Source organism: Pseudomonas sp. P65(2024) (genome assembly GCF_057480955.1).
The window spans coordinates 140,070-159,469 of sequence record NZ_JBLIYX010000009.1; the positions used below are offsets into that span (position 1 = coordinate 140,070).

Below are 19,400 nucleotides of genomic sequence, written 5' to 3' on the forward strand. Positions count from 1 at the left end.
CAACAATGAACGCTCTACCTTCAACCCTCATCCGCGAAACCTTCCCCGTCGGCCCGCTGCAGTGCAACTGCACCCTGATCGGCGACCCGCTCAGCAAAAAGGCCATCGTCGTCGACCCGGGCGGGGACGAGCAGAAGATCCTCGCCCGCCTGCAGCATCATGGCCTGACCCTGGTGAGCATCATCCACACCCATGCCCACTTCGACCATTTCCTCGCCTCGGGCAAGCTCAAGGAACTGACCGGTGCCACGCTGCACTTGCACAAGGCCGACCAGCCGCTGTGGGAAAACCTGGAGATGCAGTGCCAGATGTTCGGCATGCCCTACACGCCGGTGCCGTCGCCGGATCGCTGGCTGAGCGACGACGAGGAGCTGGCCTGCGGTTGCGGCGTGGCCTTGCACACCCCAGGGCATACGCCGGGTTCGATGAGTTTCTGGTTCGCCGAGCACAAGCTGCTGATCGCTGGCGATACGCTGTTCCGTCGTGGCGTAGGGCGCACCGATTTGTGGGGTGGCGATCAGCGGGCTATCGTTCGTTCCATCAAGGAACGGCTGTACCGCCTGGATGAGGAGGCCATCGTGGTGACCGGCCATGGCCCGGACACCCGCCTCGGCGACGAGATGCGCGAGAATCCGTTCGTGCGCGCCTGAGGTTTCATGGAATTTTTCCGCCGCGCTGCAATCCAAGGCTGGCATAGATCCGTAGGTGATCCGCTGCACTTTTGAATTTCAGTAGGAGCTTGTCCATGTTCACCATGCGTCGTCTGATTATCGTCGCTACCGCCGCCGCCCTGATGTCCGGTTGTGCCAGCCCCAACCCGTATGACAACCAGGGCCAGGCGCAGGGCTCCACAGGGATGAGCAAGACCGCCAAGTACGGTGGCCTGGGCGCGCTGGCCGGTGCCATTGCCGGTGCCGCCATCGATCACAACAACCGTGGCAAAGGCGCGCTGATCGGCGCCGCCGCGGTGGGCGCCGCCGCCGCCGGCTACGGCTACTACGCCGACAAGCAGGAAGCCGAGCTGCGCGCCAAGATGGCCAACACCGGCGTCGAGGTGCAGCGCCAGGGCGACCAGATCAAGCTGATCATGCCGGGCAATATCACCTTCGCCACCGATTCGGCGAACATTTCCCCAAGCTTCTACTCGCCGCTGAACAACCTGGCCAACTCGTTCAAGCAGTTCAACCAGAACACCATCGAGGTGGTGGGCTTCACCGACAGCACCGGCAGCCGCCAGCACAACATGGACCTGTCCCAGCGTCGTGCCCAGGCGGTCAGCACCTACCTGACCTCCCAGGGCGTGGATTCCTCGCGGGTCAGCGTGCGTGGCATGGGGCCGGACCAGCCGATCGCCAGCAACGCCGATGCCAATGGCCGTGCGCAGAACCGCCGCGTCGAGGTCAACCTGAAGCCGATCCCGGGTCAGCAGTATGACCAGCAGGGGACTGTGCAGCAGTATCCATAAGTCGCCTGGCTGCAACCGATCGCGGGGCAAGTCGCATCGGCGCACCGCCGCTCCCACGCCATCCACTCATGGCGTGGGAGCGGCGGTGCGCCGATGCGACTTGCCCCGCGATGCTTTCTAGCGTTCGGTACTGGCCTGAATCGCCGTCAACGCGATGGTATGCACGATATCGTCCACCTGCGCCCCACGGGGCAGGTCGTTGACCGGCTTGCGCAGACCTTGCAGCATCGGCCCGAGGCTGACGCAGTCGGCGCTGCGCTGCACCGCCTTGTGCGTGGTGTTGCCGGTGTTCAGGTCGGGGAACACGAACACCGTGGCGCGTCCGGCCACCGGGCTCGACGGCGCCAGTTGCCGGGCGATCTCGGGGTTGGCGGCGGCGTCATACTGCAACGGCCCGTCGATCAGCAGGTCGTGCTCGGCCTGCTGCGCCAGGCGCGTGGCTTCGCGTACCTTTTCCACCTCCTCGTCGCTGGCCGCCGAATCGCTGGAATAGCTGAGCATCGCCACCCGTGGCGCGATGCCGAACGATTCGGCGGACTCGGCGCTCTGCCGGGCGATTTCGGCCAGCTCGGCGGCGCTGGGATGCGGGTTCATCACGCAGTCGCCATACACCAGCACCTGGTCGGGGAACAGCATGAAGAACACCGACGACACCAGGCTGCTGCCCGGCGCCGTCTTGATCAGCTGCAAGGCCGGGCGGATGGTGTTGGCCGTTGAGTGCACCAGGCCGGAGACCAGGCCGTCCACTTCGCCGAGGGCCAGCATCATGGTGCCGATCACCACCGGGTCTTCCAGCTGCTGCTCGGCCATCGGCGCGTTGAGGTTCTTGCTCTTGCGCAGCTCGACCATCGGTTCGACATAGCGGCCACGGATCAGCTCGGGGTCGAGCACCTCCAGGTCCGGCGGCAGGCTGATGCCCTGGGCGCGGGCCACGGCCTGCACGTCCTCGGGCTTGGCCAGCAGCACGCAGCGGGCAATGCCACGGGCCTGGCACAGGGCGGCGGCCTGCACCAGCAGGGGCTCGGCGCCCTCGGGCAGGACGATGCGCTTGTTGGCCTGCTGGGCGCGCTGGATCAACTGGTAGCGGAACACTGCCGGTGACAGGCGCAGTTCCCGTGGCGTGCCGCAACGCTGGTGCAGCCAGGCCGCGTCCAGCTGGCTGGCGACGAAGTCGGTGATGAACTCGGCGCGCTCGCGGTCGTCCACCGGGATCTCGCGGTTCAGCGAGTTGAGCTGGTTGGCGGTGTCGTAGGAACCGGTGCTCACCGACAGGATCGGCAGGCCGGCCTGCAGGGCGCCGCGGCACAGCTCGAGGATGCGTGGGTCGGGCTTGCTGTCGCTGGTCAGCAGCAGGCCGGCCAGGGGCACGCCGTTGATCGCGGCCATGCACACGGCGAGGATGATGTCGTCACGGTCGCCCGGGGTCACTACCAGGGTGCCGGAGGTCAGCAGTGGCACGGTGTTGGCCACGGTGCGGGCGCAGATGATGATCTTGCTCATGCGCCGCTGGTCGTAGTCGCCGGCGTTGAGTACCTGGGCGCCGAGCAGCTCGGCCACGTCGCGGGTTCGCGGGGCGTTGAGCTCGGCCTGGTACGGGATGCAGCCGAGCAGGCGGAAGTCGTTGCCGCGCAGCAGCGGCGAATGCTCGCGCAGGCGCGTGGCGAAGTCGGCCATGCTTTCGTCGGTGCGCACCTTGTTGAGGATCACACCGAGCACCTTCGGGTCCCGCGGGCCGCCAAACAGCTGGGCCTGCAGCTCGACGCGACCGGACAGCTCGCTCAATACCTCGTTCTCCGGTGCCGACACCAGGATCACCTCGGCGTCCAGGCTCTTGGCCAGGTGCAGGTTGACCCGGGCGGCATAGCTGGCGTGGCGGGTCGGCACCATGCCCTCGACCACCACCACGTCCTTGCCGACGCAGGCTTGCTGGTAGAGGCGGATGATCTCCTCGAGCAGCTCGTCGAGCTGGCCGTCACCGAGCATGCGCTCGACATGCCCCAGGCTCAGGGGCGTGGGCGGCTTGATGCCGTGGGTGCGGGCCACCAGTTCGCTGGAACGCTCCGGCCCGGTGTCGCCGGGGTGCGGCTGGGCGATCGGCTTGAAGAAGCCGACCTTTAGCCCCGCGCGCTCCAGGGTGCGCACCAGTCCCAGGCTGATGGAGGTCAGGCCGACGCCGAAGTCGGTCGGCGCAATGAAAAATGTCTGCATGCGTGCTTCTCGAAATAAGCGGTGCAAGGAATTCAGCGGCCAAGGGTATCGCTAACCGCCCCCTGCGCGCACCAGCCGCAGGCGAATACCTGGCCGATGCGCCGGGCGCGCTCGTCGGCATCGAGCACCCAGGGCCGGGCCTGCCACGGCGGCTGGTGGCGCAGGTGCTGGGTGTGGCCGCAGGACAGCTCGACCACCCAGTGGTCCTCCTCGTCGAGGTGGAAGCCGGTGATCCGACTGATGGGCGGCCCTTGGTCCGAGTCGCGTTCGCAATCGGTCGATGCGTTGGTTACACTTGTCCGTTCTACATTCTTTTGCAAAAGGTCTTGCCCCATGCTGATCGCCGCCAACAAGGCTGTCTCCATCGACTATACCCTCACCAACGACGCAGGTGAGGTCATCGACAGCTCCGCCGGTGGTGCGCCGCTGGTCTACCTGCACGGTGCCGCCAACATCATCCCGGGCCTGGAAAAAGCCCTGGAAGGCAAGCAGGCCGGTGACGAGCTGACCGTTGCCATCGAACCGGAAGACGCCTATGGCGAGTACTCGGCCGAACTGGTCAGCACCCTGAACCGCAGCATGTTCGAAGGCGTCGACCAGCTGGAAGTCGGCATGCAGTTCCACGCCTCGGCGCCGGACGGTCAGATGCAGATCGTCACCATCCGCGACATCGACGGCGACGACGTCACCGTTGACGGCAACCACCCGCTGGCTGGCCAGCGCCTGAACTTCAAGGTCAAGGTTGTCGACGTGCGTGAGGCCAGCGAAGAAGAAATCGCTCACCGCCACATCCACGGTGAAGGTGGCCATCACCACTGATTTTCTGCGCTAAGCTCAGAGAGTCGCCAGGCGCTCGGGCAAGCCGGACTTGCCCTCCTCAGGAGGGTGGACGGTTTGGCCGCGCGCCTTTTTAGTGGGCGGGATTCGCCCCAGCGGCAATCGGGAACCTGAGAGGGGATTTCATCATGAGTGCATTTCACGACCTGACGTTGAAGGCGTTGAACGGCGAGGACCTGCCGCTGGCCCCGTTCAAGGGCCAAGTGGTGCTGGTGGTCAATGTCGCCTCCAAGTGCGGGTTGACCCCGCAGTACAAGGCCCTGGAGAACCTTTATCAGGACTACAGGGACAAGGGCTTCAATGTGCTGGGTCTGCCGTGCAACCAGTTCGCCGGCCAGGAACCTGGCAGCGAGGAGGAGATCCAGGCGTTCTGCAGCCTCAACTATGGGGTGAGCTTCCCGCTGGGCGCCAAGCTCGAGGTCAACGGGCCGCAGCGTCATTCGCTGTACCGCCTGCTGGCGGGTGAAGGGGCCGAGTTCCCCGGCGATATCACCTGGAACTTCGAGAAGTTCCTGGTTGGCAAGGATGGCCGTGTATTGGCGCGTTTCGCCCCGCGTACCGCGCCGGATGATCCGACCGTGGTGCAGGCGATCGAGAAGGCGCTGGGCTGATTTCCGATTATCACCGACACACGTCCTTCAGGCCAAACGCTCCCCCTGTAGGAGCGGCCTTGCGTCGCGAAAGGGCTGCGTAGCAGCCCCCGATTTCCGTGTTCATGCAACAATCGCCGGGGCCGCTTTGCGGCCCTTTCGCGACACAAGGCCGCTCCCACGCTGGAACTCTGCTCCCTGCGCGACAGCGTAGCCCTAAAGGCTGGGCGATCTCCTACAGGGAAGGCGTCTACCCCTCTGGCCCGCGCTGTCAGAACGCTACCGACGTCTGCACATACAACGTTCGCGGCTCACCCACGTACTTGCCCTTGTTGTTGTCGTCGAACGAGCGGGTGTAGTACTCGCGGTTGAACAGGTTCTTCACCCCCACCGCCACCTTCAGGTTCGAAAGCTGCGGGCCGAAGTCATAGCCGGCGCGGGTGCTGACCAGCATGTAGCCGGGGATGCGCCCGGTGCTGCCGTCGGCGCTTTCGCTGCCAGTGTTGGCGTTGTCGGCGTACTGGCTGCTCTGGAAGCTGCTGTCCAGATTCAACTGCCATGGGCCTTCGGTGTAGCCGATCCCCAGCGTGCCCTTGTGACGGGACGAGAACGGTACCTGGTTGCCCTTGTTCGGGCCATCTTCGCGGATGGTGGCATCGACGAAGGCGTAGCCGGCGTGCACGTCGAAACCGGCCAAGACCGGGCTCAAGCCGTCGAGGGCGTAGCGCACGCTGGTCTCGATGCCCTGGTGGCGGGTCTCGCCGCGGGCGATTACCGAGTCGTTGGTCTGGTTGCTTTCGTACTGGTTGTCGAAGTTGATCAGGAAGGCGCCGATCTCGGCCTGCAGGTCGCCATTGTCGTAGCGGGTGCCGACTTCCCAGGTGCGCGCCTTCTCCGGTTTCACCTCGCCGCTGCTGACCCGGTTGGGCATCTGGCTGTACTGCACGCTGCCGAACGAGCCTTCGGTGTTGGCGTAGAGGTTCCAGTTGTCGGTGAGGTGGTACATCACGTTCAGGGCCGGCAGGGCGGTGTTGTAGCTGCCTTGGTACTGCTGGCCGTTGAGCTTGTTGCTCTGTTCGGAGTCGATCATCTCGTAGCGGATGCCCGGGGTGATGGTCCAGCGGCCGATGTCGATGCGGTCGTCCAGGTAGATGGCATGGGCTTCAGTGCTGCCGCGGGTGTCGCGGTCGTTGCGGCTGGCGGTGGTCGGCAGGGCGCCGTTGACCGGCTCGCGGTAGCGCAGTTCGTGGCCGGCCTCGTTGACGTAGCGGTAGCCGATGCCCAGTTCGTGCCAGCTGTCGCCCAGGGCCACGCCCTGCGAGAAGCGGGTCTCGATGCCACGCACCCAGTACTCGCGCGGCGACAGCGAGACGAAGCTGCCCTGGTCGAGGTAGCCGCTGCGCAGGGTTTTGGTGAAGAAGCTGTTGACGCTGAACTGACGGTCGTCCTGCTTGTAGTCGTAGCCCAGGTTGAACAGGGTGCGGCGGCCCCAGAACCTGTCCTTCAGGCGGGTCGACTGGTACGGGTCGGCGTCGAAGTCGGCAGTGCTCAGGCCGCCGGGCATTTCGGCTTCACCCTCGTAGTACTGGGCCATGGCATGCAGGCTGTTGGCTTCGTCCAGTTGCAGCTTGCCCTTGAGCATCAGGTCGTCGATCTGCGTGTCGCTGTGTTCGCGCCAGTCGCTGCCGCGGGTGCCGGAGTAGAGCAGGGCGCCGCCCAGGCCGTTGGCATTGGTGCCGCCGATCAACAGGTTGGCGCTGTTCTTCAGGCCATCCTGGCTGGACGAGGGGCTGATCTGGTTCTGCATCGCCGCCTTGAAGGTGGCTTCTTCGGGGATGGCACGGGTGACGAAGTTGACGATGCCGCCGACGTTCTGCGGCCCGTAGCGCACCGCGCCGCCGCCGCGCACCACGTCCACGGCATCCATGTTGCCCAGGCTGATCGGCGCCAGCGACAGCTGCGGCTGGCCGTAGGGGGCGAAGGGCACCGGGATGCCGTCCATCAGCACGGTGGAGCGCGAGGCCAGGCGCGGGTTCAAGCCACGGATGCCGAAGTTCAGTGCCAGGTCGTGGCTGCCGGTGCCGTTGTTTTCCGGGGCGTTGACGCCGGGGATGCGGTTGAGCACTTCGCGGGCGCTGCTGGCGCCGCTGCGTTCGAATGCCTCGCGGCGCACCACGTCGCGGGCGCCGGGGTGTTCGAAGACGTTGTCCTGGCGGGCCTCGGCCAGCCAGTCGCCGACCACGGTGGATGCGCCCAGCTCGACCGCGGCGTTGCCGCCCGTGGCCGGCAGCGGTTGCAGGCTGTAGGCGTTGTCGGTCTCCTGGCGCGCCTGCAGGCCGCTGCCGCGCAGCAGGGCATCGAGCCCCTGGCCGACCTCGTATTGGCCCTCCAGGCCGGGGCTGCTCAGGCCCTGGGTCAGGCCCGGGCTGAACGAGATCAGCGCGCCGCTTTCGCGACCGAACTGGTTCAGGGCCTGTTCCAGTGTGCCGGGGGCGATGTGGTAGTCGCGGTGCTCGCCGGCCAGGGCGAGCGGGGTGGCGAGGAGCAGGGCGTAGGCGAGGGGGCGCAGGCGCAGGGGCATGTGACGGAGGTCCTGTGACAAGGGGTTCTGTCTTCTCTGTCACGCGAGGTTCGGGAAATGGCTCAACTGAGTTGAAAAAACGGGTGCTCCCGGGAACGGGCCAGCCTCTTAGCCAGTTGACGCGGCTTCGAGCGACACCCAGTACCGGGTGAACCGCCGTACCTTCACCGGCAGCGTCACTTCCAGCATTTCCAGAATCCGTTCACTGTCTGCCAGCGGATACGATCCGGAAATCCGTAGATCGGCCACCCGCTCGCTGCATCCCAACTGCCCGAGTCGATACCGCGACAGCTCGGCGAGAAAGTCACCCAGGCGCATCTGCGACACCACCAGCATGCCCTCCACCCAGGCCGCCCGATTAGGGTCCAGCGGTGCAACCGCCTGCCAGCCGCCACTGACCAAGCGCGCTTGGTGCCCGGCCAGCAGCGGTGTGCCGGCCACGCTGGCGCTGCCGCTGAACACCGATACCAGGCTGAAACCGTCGAACTGACGGACGTCGAAGCGTCCGCTGTGCAGATGCAGCTCGCCCTGGGCCGTGGCCAGGCGCAGTGGCCGTGGGTCGTTGATCACGTCGAGCAGCAGTTCGCCTTCCTGCAAGCGCACCAGGCGCTGCCGGCCGTCGAAGCGCACGTCGGCAGCGCTGCGGGTGTTCAGGTGCAACAGGCTGCCGTCGTCGAGGGCCAGGCGGCGGCGCTGGCCGACCGGGCTGCGGTAGTCGGCCATCAACCCAGGCAAGGGATTGTGTTGTTGCAGGCCCAATCCGGCGGCGCTGGCCAGCCCCGCCAGCAGCAGCGCCTTGAGGGCGCGGCGCCGGGCCGGTGAGGGCGGTGCCTGCAGGGTGGCGTGGACCACCGGGGCGGCGACGCCGCGCAGGCGCTGGTTGACCTGCTGGATATGGGCCCAGGCCCGTTGGTGTTCGCTGTCGGCCTGCAGCCAGCGCTCCAGGGCGTGGTGCTGGTCGAAACCTTCGCTCTGCGACTCGATCAGCCAATGCACCGCCTGTTCGGCGATCTGCGAGGAAAAGACTGCGTTCACAGGGCGAAGTAGCAGCGCAGGGCTGCCTTGTGCAGGTAGCGCTTGACCGTCGCCAGGGAAATGCCCAGCTCGCGGGCGATCTCGCCCTGGCTCAGGCCATCGACCTGGGCCAGCAGGAAGGCGCGTTTGACCAGCGGCGGCAGGCTATCGAGCAGGCGGTCGAGCTCGAGCAGCGTGTCCAGGATGAGGGCTTTGTCTTCCTCGCTGGGCGCCACCTGCTCGGGCTGCTGGGCCAGGGCCTGGAGGTAGGCGCGTTCCAGTTCCTGGCGGCGGAAGTGGTTGCACAGCACGCGCTTGGCCACGGTGGTGAGGAAGGCACGGGGCTCGATCAGCTGCGGCGCCTCGCGGGCCTGGAGCAGGCGCAGGTAGGTGTCCTGGGCCAGGTCGGCGGCGCTCTGCGGGCAGCCCAGGCGTCGTCGCAGCCAGCCGGTCAGCCAACTGTGATGGGCGTGGTAGAGACCTTCGACGGTGGAAGAGAGGGCACTGGACACCGATACGACTCCGGCGCCAGAAGGCGCAACTGGAAGTAAGAATTGTTCGCATTGTATTCATGCCGCCGGTGTTCGGCAATCGCTGCCGCCGCAAGGCATGCGTACCGCTGGTGCCTGCATGCTTTGCTTATGAGAATTGAAATCATTAGTATTGCATTCCCAATCCCCGGACCCTCGCCATGAAGAGCAAAGCCGCCGGCCTTCCCCTGAGCTACCGCCTGGCCGTGACCTCACGCAGCCTGGCCGCGCTGCTGGGTGGCTACCTGCTGGCGTCGATGGCCAGTGTCTGCATCACCCTGCTTGCGCCGATGACCCAGGCCGACGCGACGATGACCGGGATGATGCTGTCGTTCGTCTTCTACCTGATCGCCTTCATCGGGTGCTTTGCCTGCCGCAGCGCCTGGTGCGCCTGGCTGGGCGTGCTGCTGCCAAGCCTGGCCCTGGGGCTGATCAACGTGCTGGCCTACTGGATGAACCTGCCATGAAAGAAGGCTTCCGCCAGGCCATGGCCTGGCTGCACACCTGGACCGGCCTGATCTTCGGCTGGCTGCTGTTCGCCATCTTCCTTACCGGAACGCTGTCGTACTTCAAGGAGGAGATCAGCCACTGGACCCAGCCCGAGGTGCAGAGCCATCCGCTCGACCCGGTACGCAGCCTCGGCCTGGCCCAGCGTTACCTGGAAACCCATGCCGGTCACGCCAGCACCTGGTTCGTCCGCCTGCCCAGCGAGCGCGAGGCGGCGCTGAGTGTCAGCTGGCGCGACCCGAACGGCGGTGGGCGCCGGGGTTTCACCGACAAGGAACTCGACGCCCGCACCGGCGAGGCGGTCGAGGCCCGTGACAGCCGTGGCGGCGAGTTCTTCTACCGCTTCCACTTCCAGCTGCAGATGCCCCACCCCTGGGGCCGCTGGCTGTCGACCTTCTGCGCCTTCATCATGCTGCTGGGGCTGGTCACCGGGATCATCACCCACAAGAAGATCTTCAAGGAGTTCTTCACCTTCCGCCCGGGCAAGGGCCAGCGTTCCTGGCTCGATGGCCACAACGCCATCGGCGTGCTGGTGCTGCCGTTCCACCTGATGATCAGCTATAGCAGCCTGGTGATCTTCATGTACATGGTCATGCCGGCCAGTATCCTGGCCAGCTATGGCGACAGCAGTGGCTACTTCAACGATGTGTTCGGCCGCGACGAGGTGCCCGAGGCGGTGGCCCAGGCCGCGCCGCTGGCGCCGTTGACCGAACTGTACGCCAAGGTCCAGGAACAGGCGCCGGGCGCGCGCATGGGCTACATCCAGGTGCACAACCCAGGCGACCGCAACGCCCGGGTCACCTTCACCCGCGCCTCGGCCGACAGCGTCGCCTACCAGCGCAGCGCCACCTGGACCTTCGATGGCGTCAGTGGCGAGCTGCTGCGACGCGGCGCGCCGGAAAGCGTGGCGATGACCACCTCCTTTACCTTTGTCGGCCTGCACATGGGCAACTTCGCCGGGCGCTGGCTGCGCTGGTTGTACTTCGCCTTCGGCTTGGCCGGCACGGCGGTGATCGGCACGGGCCTGGTGATGTGGCTGGGCAAGCGCCAGCTCAAGCATGCCAAGAGCGAGCGCATGCCCGGCGAGCTGCGCCTGGTCGAAGTGCTGAACATCGCCAGCATGAGCGGCCTGTTGCTGGGCGTGGCGGCGTTCTTCTGGGCCAATCGGTTGCTACCAACGACGCTGGACGGCCGGTCCGATTGGGAGATCAATGCTTTCTTCCTGGCCTGGGGCGCGTCTTTGCTCCACGCCATATTGCGCAGCGGGCGCCGTGCCTGGGGCGAACAACTGACGTTGGGAGCGCTGGCGTTCGCCTTGCTACCGCTGCTCAACGCGTTGACCACTGACAAGGGGTTGGATCACTCCATCGCCGCGGGTGACTGGGCGATGGCCGGTTTCGACCTGACGGCCCTGGCCACCGGCGTGTTCCTGGCCTGGGCTGCCGGCAAGATGCTGCGTGCGCCCAAGCCGGTCGCCAAGCGTGCGCGACGTACCGCCACGACCGTGGAGGCGAGCTGATGCTGGGGGTCGCGCTGATGGGCTTCGCCGGTTTCGCCGGCCTGTGCCTGGCCATGGAAAAACACTTCAACGACCTGCTCGGGCGCAAACCCACGGGCCGGCAACTGCGAGCCTTGAAGCTCGCGGGCTGGGCCTTGCTGTTGCTGTCGTTGATCTTCGCCGTGCTCGGGCGCGGCTGGGCCCTGGGCCTGGTGGAGTGGATCGCCGTGCTGATGGCCGGCGTGACCCTGTGGGTGTTCGGCCTGCCTTACCAGCCGCGCCTGCTGCTCGGGGCGGCGTTCGCCAGTCTGGTGCTCGGGCCGCTGTTGGCCGTGCAGGCGGTCTAGGTCCTTGAGCGACTCCGAAGCCGGCGGCGGTCGGGCGCGTTTTCTCCAGGTGTTCCTGGCCCAGCGCGCGCGCATGGAAGCGCTGGTCAGCCGGCGCGTCGGCTGCCGCGCCACGGCGTCGGACCTGGTCCAGGACCTGTTCCTGCGTTTCTGGCGGCGCCCCGAGGTGAAGGTCGAGGCACTCGACACCTACCTGCTGCGCAGCGCCAGCAACCTGGCCATCGATTACCTGCGCAGCGAAGGCAGCCGCGACCGCGCCGCCGAAGGCCTGCACGACCTCGACGAGCCGCAGGGCAGCCAGCTCCCCGAGCAGGCCCTGGAGGTCGACCACGACCTGCAGCGTATCGAGGCGGCCCTGCGGGCGTTGCCCGAACGCACCCGGCAGATCTTCCTGCTCAACCGCATCCATGGCTGTACCTACGGCGAGATCGCCAAGGCCATGCAGTTGTCCCAGAGCGCGGTGGAAAAGCATATGATGCGCGCCCTCGAAGCGTGCAAGGCGAGCGTCGCCGAACCCGCGTCCCCACTGCGCCGGCCAGGGAGCGCCCGTCGATGAGTCTTGAACAGCCGATCACTGCCGCACAGTCCCAGGCCGCCCTGCGCTGGCTCGGGCGCATCCAGCAGCAGCCGGCGCAGGCCGAGGGCGCGGCGTTCAAGCGCTGGCTGCTGGAGAGCCCGGCCCATCGCCAGGCCTACGCCGAGGCCCAGGCGCTGTGGCGCTTGAGCGAGGCGCCGGCGGCGCGGCTGGCGGCCGAGGAGCAAACGAGTCTGCAACAGTACCTCGACGCCATGCGCCGGCCCGCGCGCAAGCGGCCTTGGCGCGGCCTGGCGGTGGCGGCAAGCCTTGTGCTGGCGCTCGGCTACGCGGCGGGCTGGCAGCCGCAGTTCTGGCTGCAGGACCTGCGTGCCGACTACTCCAGCGGCGCGCAAGTGCGCCAGGTGACCCTGGCCGACCGTTCGCGCCTCACCCTGGATGCCGGCACGGCCGTGGCGGTGGATTTCGCCCAGGGCGAGCGGCGCGTGCGCTTGCTGCGCGGCGCCGCGTTCTTCGAGGTGACCCATACTGGCGAGCCATTCCTGGTGGATGCCCAAGGCGGGGAGGTGCGGGTGCTGGGAACCCAGTTCGAGGTGCGCGAGCAGGGCGAGGGTGCCCAGGTCACCGTGCGCAGCGGGCGGGTGGCGGTGGCGGCGGCCGAAGGACAGGTTGCCCGCGAGCTGACGGCCAATCAGCAACTGGCCTATGCCGGCGGCGTGGCCGGTGGGATCGAGGCGGTGGACAGCGACAGCCGATTGGCCTGGCGCCAGGGCTGGCTGAACTATTACCAGGTGCCGTTGGCGCAGGTGATCGAGGACCTTGGGCGTTACTATCCCGGGCGGATCTTGTTGCTCGACGGGGAGCTGGGGCAGCGTAGGGTCAGTGGTAGTTTTCCAGTGGCGCAGCCGCTCGCCGCACTGGATTCGCTGGGCAAGGTGATGGGCTTCTCACGGCAGACGGTGCTGGGTCGGCTGACCGTCTTGCGTTGACCTGTTCCGACGCCATCGCGGGCTCGCCCCGCGATAGCGTCGGTAACGCAAAATTTTTTCGATCAGGTGATGAGGTATCCCCCCACGGCATCCGTGTAGTGAGTGGAAGTGCGATTCATTCGCAAACGTTCATCCCTCTCACAGGTCCGCGTCCATGAAGTTCACCCCGCGTTGCGTCCCGCTCTGGTTCGGCCTCTGCTCCCTGCCCGCTATCGCCATCGTGCCCCAGGCCCTGGCCGCGCAGCAGAGCCAGGTCTACAGCTTCGCCCAGCCAAGCCAGCCGCTGGCCCAGGCACTCAACGCCTTCAGCCGCGCCACCGGGCAGAGCGTGGTCTACACCCTGGCCCTGCCGGATGTGCAGGCCCCGGCACTCAACGGCACCTTCGACGCCGACCAGGCGCTGCAGCAGTTGCTCGGCAACTCGGGCCTGGCCTGGCGCCGCCTCGACGCCCGCACCCTGACCCTGGAGCCGGTCGACAGCTCCGGCGCGCTGACCCTGCAGGCCACCACCATCAACTCGCAACTGGACGACTACAGCTACCAGCCGCCGGCCAGCGCCACGATCATGCGCGGCCAAGGCGCGACGCTGGACATCCCCCAGGCCGTCAACGTGGTCCCGGCCCAGGTGATCCGCGATCAGGCGCCGCGCAACCTGGATGATGCGCTGTACAACGTCAGTGGCATCACCCAGGGCAACAATTTCGGTGGCACCGCCGACACCGTGATGAAGCGCGGCTTCGGCGACAACCGCGATGGCTCGATCATGCGCGACGGCATGCCGATCGTGCAGGGCCGCGCCCTCAACGCCAGCACCGAGCGGGTCGAGGTGCTCAAGGGGCCGGCCTCGCTGCTGTATGGCATCCAGGACCCGGGCGGAGTGATCAATGTGGTCAGCAAGCGCCCGCAGCTGCAGCAGTACAACGCCCTGACCCTGCGTGGCTCGACCTATGGCAGCGGCAAGAACGGCAGCGGCGGCGGCCTGGACAGCACCGGGGCGCTGGGTGACAGCAACCTGGCCTACCGCCTGATCGTCGATCACGAGGACGAAGACTACTGGCGCAACTACGGCGTGCACCGCGAGTCGCTGGTGGCCCCGTCGCTGGCCTGGTACGGCGAGGACACCCAGGTGGTGCTGGCCTATGAGCACCGCGAGTTTCTCTACCCGTTCGACCGCGGCACCGCCTTCGGCAGCGACGGCCACCCGTTGAACATTCCCGCCACCCGCCGCCTCGACGAGCCGTTCAACGACATGGAGGGCCGCTCCGACCTGTACCGCCTGGAGGTCGATCATCGCCTGGACGACGACTGGAAGCTGCACTTCGGCTACAGCTTTAACCGCGAGACCTACGACGCCAGCCAGGTCCGCGTGACCGGCGTGGATGAAAGCAAGGGCACGCTGTCGCGCAGCATCGACGGCACCCAGGGCGCCCTGAGCCGTGATCAGTTCGCCACCCTCAGCCTCAACGGCAGCGTCGAGCTGGCGGGCATGCGTCACGACCTGGTGGTCGGTGTCGATCACGAGGACCGCAAGGTCTACCGCGCCGACCTGATCCGCCAGACCAGCCGCTCGAGCTTCAGCTACCTGAATCCGGTCTATGGCCGCGAAGTGCAAGGCACCAACGTGCGCGCCAGCGACAGCGACCAGACCGACAAGCTGCGCACCGACTCGCTGTTCCTGCAGGACGCCTGGCACCTGGACGAGCACTGGATTCTGGTCGCCGGCGGGCGCTTCCAGCAGTACGACCAGTACGCCGGTCGCGGCCGGCCGTTCAACGTCAACACCGACACCAGCGACCAGACCTGGGTGCCCCATGCCGGCGTGGTGTACAAGGTTGATGACCAGCTGTCGTTCTATGGCAGCTACAGCGAGTCGTTCAAGCCCAATTCGACCATCGCCCCGCTGAGCCTCGGCGGTGGTCGCACCCTGACCCTGGACTCAGGTATAGCGCCGGAGGAGGGCAAGTCGTGGGAACTGGGGGCCAAGCTCGATGTGCCGGGGGCGTTGACCGGTACTCTGGCGTTGTTCGACATCACCAAGCGCAACGTGCTGGTGGCTGATGGTGACACCCAGCCGGGCACCATTCTCTACAGCAACGCAGGCGAAGTGCGCTCACGGGGCGTCGAGCTGGACCTGACCGGCCAGCTCAGCGAGCGCTGGAGCTTGATCGGCGCCTACGCCTTCATCGACGCCGAGGTGACCAAGGATCCGCAGCTCAAGGGCAATCGACTGCAGAACGTCGCCCGGCACAGTGGTTCGCTGTCGGCGGTGTATGACTATGGCAGCCTGTTCGGCGGTGATCGCCTGAGACTTGGGGCCGGTGCGCGCTATGTGGGGGAGCGTGCGGGGAACGCCACCAATGACTTCGACCTGCCGGCTTATACCGTGGCGGATGCCTTTGCCAGCTACGAAACAAAATGGGACGAGCACAAGGTGCGGTTGCAGTTGAACGTGAAGAACCTGTTCGACAAGGTGTATTACAGCTCGGCGGTGAATCGGTACTTCGTTGCGGTGGGGGATGCGCGGCAGGTAAGTCTGTCGAGTACCTTCGAGTTCTGAACGTCAGGACTGTCATTTTTACCAGTAGACGCCTGCCTGGGCCGATTCGAAGATGGCAACCACGGATGCTCAGGAGGCCAACTACATGAAGAAGCCAAACCCATGCCCCAAGGCGATCAGTCGTTATGTGAAGGGCTGGACGCGGCGCGATGCCGAGCTCCTGGCAAGCGCTTTTTCGCGCAAGGGTATTTATGTCGACTCGCCCCACCCAATGCTCGATCGCAAGTCACTGCCCGCGTTCCTGCGCAATGTGTCCTGGCGAAACTTTCCTGACATGACGTTCGACACGCTGGGTATCTACGGTGACGGTCAACGTTTTACCTGGGAGTGGGTGATGCACGTGACGGGTAGCGGGGTCATTGCCGGTTCGGAAAACAAGAAGATCGCGGTGCCCGGGGTCGACCTTCTCGAGATGAAAGGCAACAAGATCAGGCGAGCGATGACTTACTTTGATCGCAAGGCACTGTGGGACGCTGTGCTCAGCTGATCGTGCTCATCCGCGCAAGGCCTGGCGATAGGCACCTGGCGTCGCCCCAAGTGCCTGCCTGAATCGATTGCTGAAATGGCTGGCACTGGCGAAGCCGCACAGCAGCGCCACTTCACCCAAGGGTTGCGTACCCTCTCGCAGCAACTGGCAGGCACGGTACAGGCGTCGGGCCAGCAGGTACTGATGCGGCGGCAGACCGAAGCTTGCCCGGAACATCCGCGCGAAGTGGTATTCGGACAGGTTGCAGCGCAGCGCCAGCTCACCCAGCGTCAGCGGCTGTTCGAGGTTGGCCTCGATATAGTCCGCCAGTTGCCGGCGCTGGTGCGGTGCCAGCCCGCCCTTGAGTTTCAGCCCCTGGCGCAGGCCGACCTGGTTGAGCACGGCGTGGTCGATGATGTCGTGGGCCAGGCTGCTGGCCAGCAGGCGTTCGCCGGGCTCGGACCAGTCCAGGCCGATCAGCTCGCGAAAGCGCCGGGCCTGCTGCGGGTCGTCGAGGAAGGTCGCCTCGCGCAGTTGCATCTCCCGCGGCTCGCGGTCCAGCAGGCGGGTGCAGCCGAGGGCGAACTGTTCCTCGCTGATGTACAGGTGGGCCAGGCGGATCGAGCCGTTGATTATCCAGTTCGACTCATGGCCGGCGGGCATCACGCACAGCTTGTCCGGCGCGCCGCGATCGCCAGGGCGCTGGCGGCGGAAGGTGCCGGTGCCGTCGGCGATGTAGCACGACAGCGTGTGGTGGCTGGGCGCCTGGTAGTCGCGGGCATCGTCGCGGTTGCTCCACAAGGCCGCCGCCAGCCCGTCGCCCAGGTGCGCGCTCAGCTCCAGCCGGGCGTGGGGCGAGGCGTTCAGGACGTTGAAGACCTGCAGGTGATCGAGTGGGGGCATGGGCGGTTCCTCTGCTGTCCATCGTACTGCGCTGGCGTCGGGATGGCAGCTAGCAGGGGAGGAAAAGCGCAAGTTTATGCAAGCGCCGAACAGCAATGGCGCAAGAAACTGGGCTTATGGGGTTTTCATCGCGGGGCAAGCCCGCTCCCACCGAGGTCGCATGCGCCCTGTGGGAGCGGGCTAGCCCCGCGATAGGCCTGATACCTGTCGAGGGAGTCCATCATGAACCTGTCGCTCTACCTGCTCACCGTCCTGATCTGGGGCACCACCTGGATCGCCTTGAAACTGCAGTTGGGCGAGGTCGCCATCCCGGTGTCGATCGTCTACCGCTTCGCCCTGGCCGGGCTGATCCTGTTCGCCTTCCTGCTGCTCACCCGCCGCCTGCAACCGATGAACCGGCGTGGTCACCTGGTGTGCCTGGCCCAGGGCTTGTGCCTGTTCTGCGTCAACTTCATGTGCTTCCTAACTGCCAGCCAGTGGGTCGCCACCGGCCTGATCGCCGTGGTGTTCTCTACCGCCACGTTGTGGAACGCCATCAACGCGCGGATCTTCTTCGGCCAGAAGATCGCCGCCAATGTGCTCGGTGGCGGAGCCCTGGGCCTGCTCGGCCTGGGCCTGCTGTTCTGGCCGGAGCTCTCGCACCACGCTGCCAGCCGCGAGACCTTGTATGGCCTGGGGCTAGGCCTGCTCGGCACACTGTGCTTCTCGGCCGGCAACATGCTCTCCAGCGTGCAGCAGAAGGCCGGGCTCAAGCCCATGACCACCAATGCCTGGGGTATGCTCTATGGCGCCTCGATGCTGGCGGCGTACTGCCTGGTCAAGGGCATTCCCTTCGATATGGAATGGAACGCCCGCTACATCGGCTCGCTGCTGTACCTGGTGATCCCGGGTTCGGTGATCGCCTTCACCGCCTACCTGACCCTGGTCGGACGCATGGGGCCGGAGCGGGCAGCCTATTGCACCGTACTGTTCCCGCTGGTGGCGTTGAATGTGTCGGCATTCGCCGAGGGCTACCAATGGACGGCGCCGGCGTTGCTCGGGCTGGTGGCGGTGATGGCGGGGAATGTGCTGGTGTTTCGTAAACCGAAGTCCAAGCCAGTCGAAGGGATGCTGGCCGTCAAGTAACCACGGCCCTGTCGCGGAGCCCCGCGACAGGGCCGGTACGTTGGGCTGAACGTATCAGCCCTTCCACACCTGGGGATTCACCAGGTCCCGCGGCCGCTCGCCCAGCAGCGCCGCCCGCAGGTTGTCCAGCGCCCGGTTGGCCATGGCCTCACGGGTCTCGGCGGTGGCTGAGCCGATGTGCGGCAGGGTCAGGGCGTTGGGCAGCTTGAACAGCGGCGAGTCGCCTAGCGGTTCCTTCTCGTACACATCGAGCCCGGCACCGCGGATCGTGCCGTTCTGCAGGGCCTCGACCAGCGCCGCCTCGTCCACTACAGGTCCGCGGGCAATATTGATCAGGAACGCGTTGGGCTTCATCAGTTGCAGCTCGCGGGCGCCGATCAGCTTGCGGGTGGCCTCGGACAGCGGTACCACCAGGCAGACGAAATCGGCTTCGCCCAGCAGTGCCTCCAGGCTGCGGAACTGCGCGCCCAGTTCCTGTTCCAGCGCGGTCTTGCGGCTGTTGCCGGTGTACAGCACCTGCATGTTGAAACCGAAGCGGCCACGGCGGGCGATGGCCGCGCCGATGTTGCCCATGCCGACGATACCCAGTGTCTTGCCGTGCACATCACAGCCGAACTGCGCCGGCCCCACGGTAGCCTGCCAGTGGCCGGCCTTGGTCCAGGCGTCCAGTTCGGCGGTGCGCCGGGCACAGCCCATGATCAGGGCGAAGCCCAGGTCGGCGGTGCTTTCGGTGAGCACGTCGGGGGTGTTGGTCAGGGCGATACCGCGCTCGTTGAAGTAGTCCAGGTCGTAGTTGTCGTAGCCGACCGAGACGCTGGACACCACCTCCAGCTTGCCCGCGCCTTCGAGCTGCGCGCGGCCGAGCTTGCGACCGACGCCGATCAGGCCGTGTGCCTCGGGCAGGGCTTCGTTGAACTGGGCACTGATGTCGCCGAGTTTCGGATTCGGCACGATCACGTTGAAGTCTTGTTGCAGGCGCTCGGCCATGGCCGGGGTAATGCGGCTGAAGGCCAGGACGGTCTTTTTCATCGGACTGCTTCTCTGCAAGGCGTGAGGTGGAATCGGGCAGAAGAGCGGGGCCGCTGTGCGGCCCTTTCGCGACGCAAGGCCGCTCCTACAGGAACCGCGTGATCCTGTAGGAGCGGCCTTGTGTCGCGATGGAGGGCGAAGCCCTCCCATGGTCCTGTCTGCCAGACGCTGGAATCAATGGTTAGCAACCTACCATTGTCTCCACCCCCAATGCAGCCG

At 66.2% G+C, this 19,400-nt stretch carries 19 protein-coding genes; 12 read left to right on the top strand and 7 right to left on the bottom strand.

The window, feature by feature from the left end; all coding sequences use genetic code 11:
• The first annotated feature begins 5 nt into the window (after positions 1-5).
• Together AC25MA_RS14675 and AC25MA_RS14680 are read left to right on the top strand one after the other, a co-directional pair.
• Positions 6-650 carry an MBL fold metallo-hydrolase gene (locus AC25MA_RS14675; RefSeq protein WP_028689529.1) on the top strand — a complete coding sequence of 215 codons (645 nt, stop codon included), beginning with the start codon at positions 6-8 and terminating at the stop codon, positions 648-650.
• Between the two features lie 95 nt (positions 651-745).
• On the top strand, positions 746-1,465 hold the full coding sequence (locus AC25MA_RS14680) for a YiaD family glycine zipper/OmpA-like lipoprotein (RefSeq protein ID WP_028689530.1): 720 nt from the start codon (positions 746-748) through the stop codon (positions 1,463-1,465).
• 117 nt (positions 1,466-1,582) lie between these two features.
• On the opposite strand, the gene pta is transcribed toward AC25MA_RS14680, so the two are convergent.
• Positions 1,583-3,673, bottom strand: a complete 2,091-nt coding sequence (gene pta, locus AC25MA_RS14685; protein WP_062364613.1) for a phosphate acetyltransferase — start codon at positions 3,671-3,673, stop codon at positions 1,583-1,585.
• A gap of 32 nt (positions 3,674-3,705) precedes the next feature.
• On the bottom strand, positions 3,706-4,008 hold the full coding sequence (locus AC25MA_RS14690; protein ID WP_028689532.1) for a DUF3565 domain-containing protein: 303 nt from the start codon (positions 4,006-4,008) through the stop codon (positions 3,706-3,708).
• Here AC25MA_RS14690 and AC25MA_RS14695 point away from each other — a divergent pair.
• A complete protein-coding gene (locus AC25MA_RS14695; protein ID WP_028689533.1) occupies positions 4,007-4,492 on the top strand; it encodes an FKBP-type peptidyl-prolyl cis-trans isomerase in 486 nt (161 codons plus the stop codon). The genes AC25MA_RS14690 and AC25MA_RS14695 overlap by 2 nt on opposite strands.
• Before the next feature lie 146 nt (positions 4,493-4,638).
• Positions 4,639-5,121 carry a glutathione peroxidase gene (locus AC25MA_RS14700; protein ID WP_028689534.1) on the top strand — a complete coding sequence of 161 codons (483 nt, stop codon included), beginning with the start codon at positions 4,639-4,641 and terminating at the stop codon, positions 5,119-5,121.
• A 250-nt stretch (positions 5,122-5,371) separates the two neighbouring features.
• Here AC25MA_RS14700 and fecA read toward each other — a convergent pair whose 3' ends face one another.
• The 3 genes from fecA to AC25MA_RS14715 all read right to left on the bottom strand — a co-directional run bounded on the left by fecA (position 5,372) and on the right by AC25MA_RS14715 (position 9,207).
• The gene (fecA, locus tag AC25MA_RS14705) at positions 5,372-7,681 is read right to left on the bottom strand and encodes a TonB-dependent Fe(3+) dicitrate receptor FecA (protein WP_486972144.1); all 2,310 of its coding nucleotides are present in this window, start codon (positions 7,679-7,681) and stop codon (positions 5,372-5,374) included.
• A gap of 108 nt (positions 7,682-7,789) precedes the next feature.
• Positions 7,790-8,716: a FecR domain-containing protein gene (locus tag AC25MA_RS14710; protein WP_280093232.1), complete on the bottom strand. Its 927-nt coding sequence runs from the start codon at positions 8,714-8,716 to the stop codon at positions 7,790-7,792.
• The gene (locus AC25MA_RS14715; RefSeq protein WP_028689537.1) at positions 8,713-9,207 is read right to left on the bottom strand and encodes a sigma-70 family RNA polymerase sigma factor; all 495 of its coding nucleotides are present in this window, start codon (positions 9,205-9,207) and stop codon (positions 8,713-8,715) included. Before AC25MA_RS14715 ends, AC25MA_RS14710 begins: the two co-directional genes overlap by 4 nt.
• Positions 9,208-9,386: 179 nt before the next feature.
• On the opposite strand from AC25MA_RS14715, the gene AC25MA_RS14720 reads away from it, so the two are divergent.
• From AC25MA_RS14720 to AC25MA_RS14750, 7 genes are all read left to right on the top strand, one after another.
• A complete protein-coding gene (locus AC25MA_RS14720) occupies positions 9,387-9,692 on the top strand; it encodes a DUF3649 domain-containing protein (RefSeq protein ID WP_486972145.1) in 306 nt (101 codons plus the stop codon).
• Entirely contained in the window at positions 9,689-11,251 is a 1,563-nt protein-coding gene (locus tag AC25MA_RS14725) for a PepSY-associated TM helix domain-containing protein (RefSeq protein ID WP_486972146.1), read from the top strand. Before AC25MA_RS14720 ends, AC25MA_RS14725 begins: the two co-directional genes overlap by 4 nt.
• On the top strand, positions 11,251-11,577 hold the full coding sequence (locus tag AC25MA_RS14730) for a DUF3325 domain-containing protein (protein ID WP_062364604.1): 327 nt from the start codon (positions 11,251-11,253) through the stop codon (positions 11,575-11,577). Before AC25MA_RS14725 ends, AC25MA_RS14730 begins: the two co-directional genes overlap by 1 nt.
• Before the next feature lie 4 nt (positions 11,578-11,581).
• Positions 11,582-12,133 (top strand): RNA polymerase sigma factor, encoded by a 552-nt coding sequence (locus tag AC25MA_RS14735; protein ID WP_028689541.1) that lies wholly within the window; start codon positions 11,582-11,584, stop codon positions 12,131-12,133.
• Entirely contained in the window at positions 12,130-13,101 is a 972-nt protein-coding gene (locus AC25MA_RS14740; RefSeq protein ID WP_028689542.1) for a FecR family protein, read from the top strand. Before AC25MA_RS14735 ends, AC25MA_RS14740 begins: the two co-directional genes overlap by 4 nt.
• Positions 13,102-13,255: 154 nt before the next feature.
• Positions 13,256-15,658, top strand: coding sequence for a TonB-dependent siderophore receptor (locus tag AC25MA_RS14745; RefSeq protein ID WP_062364600.1), 2,403 nt, complete (start codon positions 13,256-13,258; stop codon positions 15,656-15,658).
• Between the two features lie 85 nt (positions 15,659-15,743).
• Complete coding sequence (locus AC25MA_RS14750; protein WP_028689544.1) at positions 15,744-16,145, top strand: nuclear transport factor 2 family protein; 402 nt, start codon at positions 15,744-15,746, stop codon at positions 16,143-16,145.
• Between the two features lie 6 nt (positions 16,146-16,151).
• On the opposite strand, the gene AC25MA_RS14755 is transcribed toward AC25MA_RS14750, so the two are convergent.
• Positions 16,152-17,027, bottom strand: coding sequence for a helix-turn-helix domain-containing protein (locus AC25MA_RS14755; RefSeq protein ID WP_028689545.1), 876 nt, complete (start codon positions 17,025-17,027; stop codon positions 16,152-16,154).
• A 222-nt stretch (positions 17,028-17,249) separates the two neighbouring features.
• Here AC25MA_RS14755 and AC25MA_RS14760 point away from each other — a divergent pair, with 222 nt between their 5' ends.
• Positions 17,250-18,152 (top strand): DMT family transporter, encoded by a 903-nt coding sequence (locus AC25MA_RS14760; RefSeq protein ID WP_028689546.1) that lies wholly within the window; start codon positions 17,250-17,252, stop codon positions 18,150-18,152.
• A gap of 54 nt (positions 18,153-18,206) precedes the next feature.
• On the opposite strand, the gene AC25MA_RS14765 is transcribed toward AC25MA_RS14760, so the two are convergent.
• The gene (locus AC25MA_RS14765; protein ID WP_028689547.1) at positions 18,207-19,181 is read right to left on the bottom strand and encodes a 2-hydroxyacid dehydrogenase; all 975 of its coding nucleotides are present in this window, start codon (positions 19,179-19,181) and stop codon (positions 18,207-18,209) included.
• Positions 19,182-19,400 lie beyond the last annotated feature (219 nt).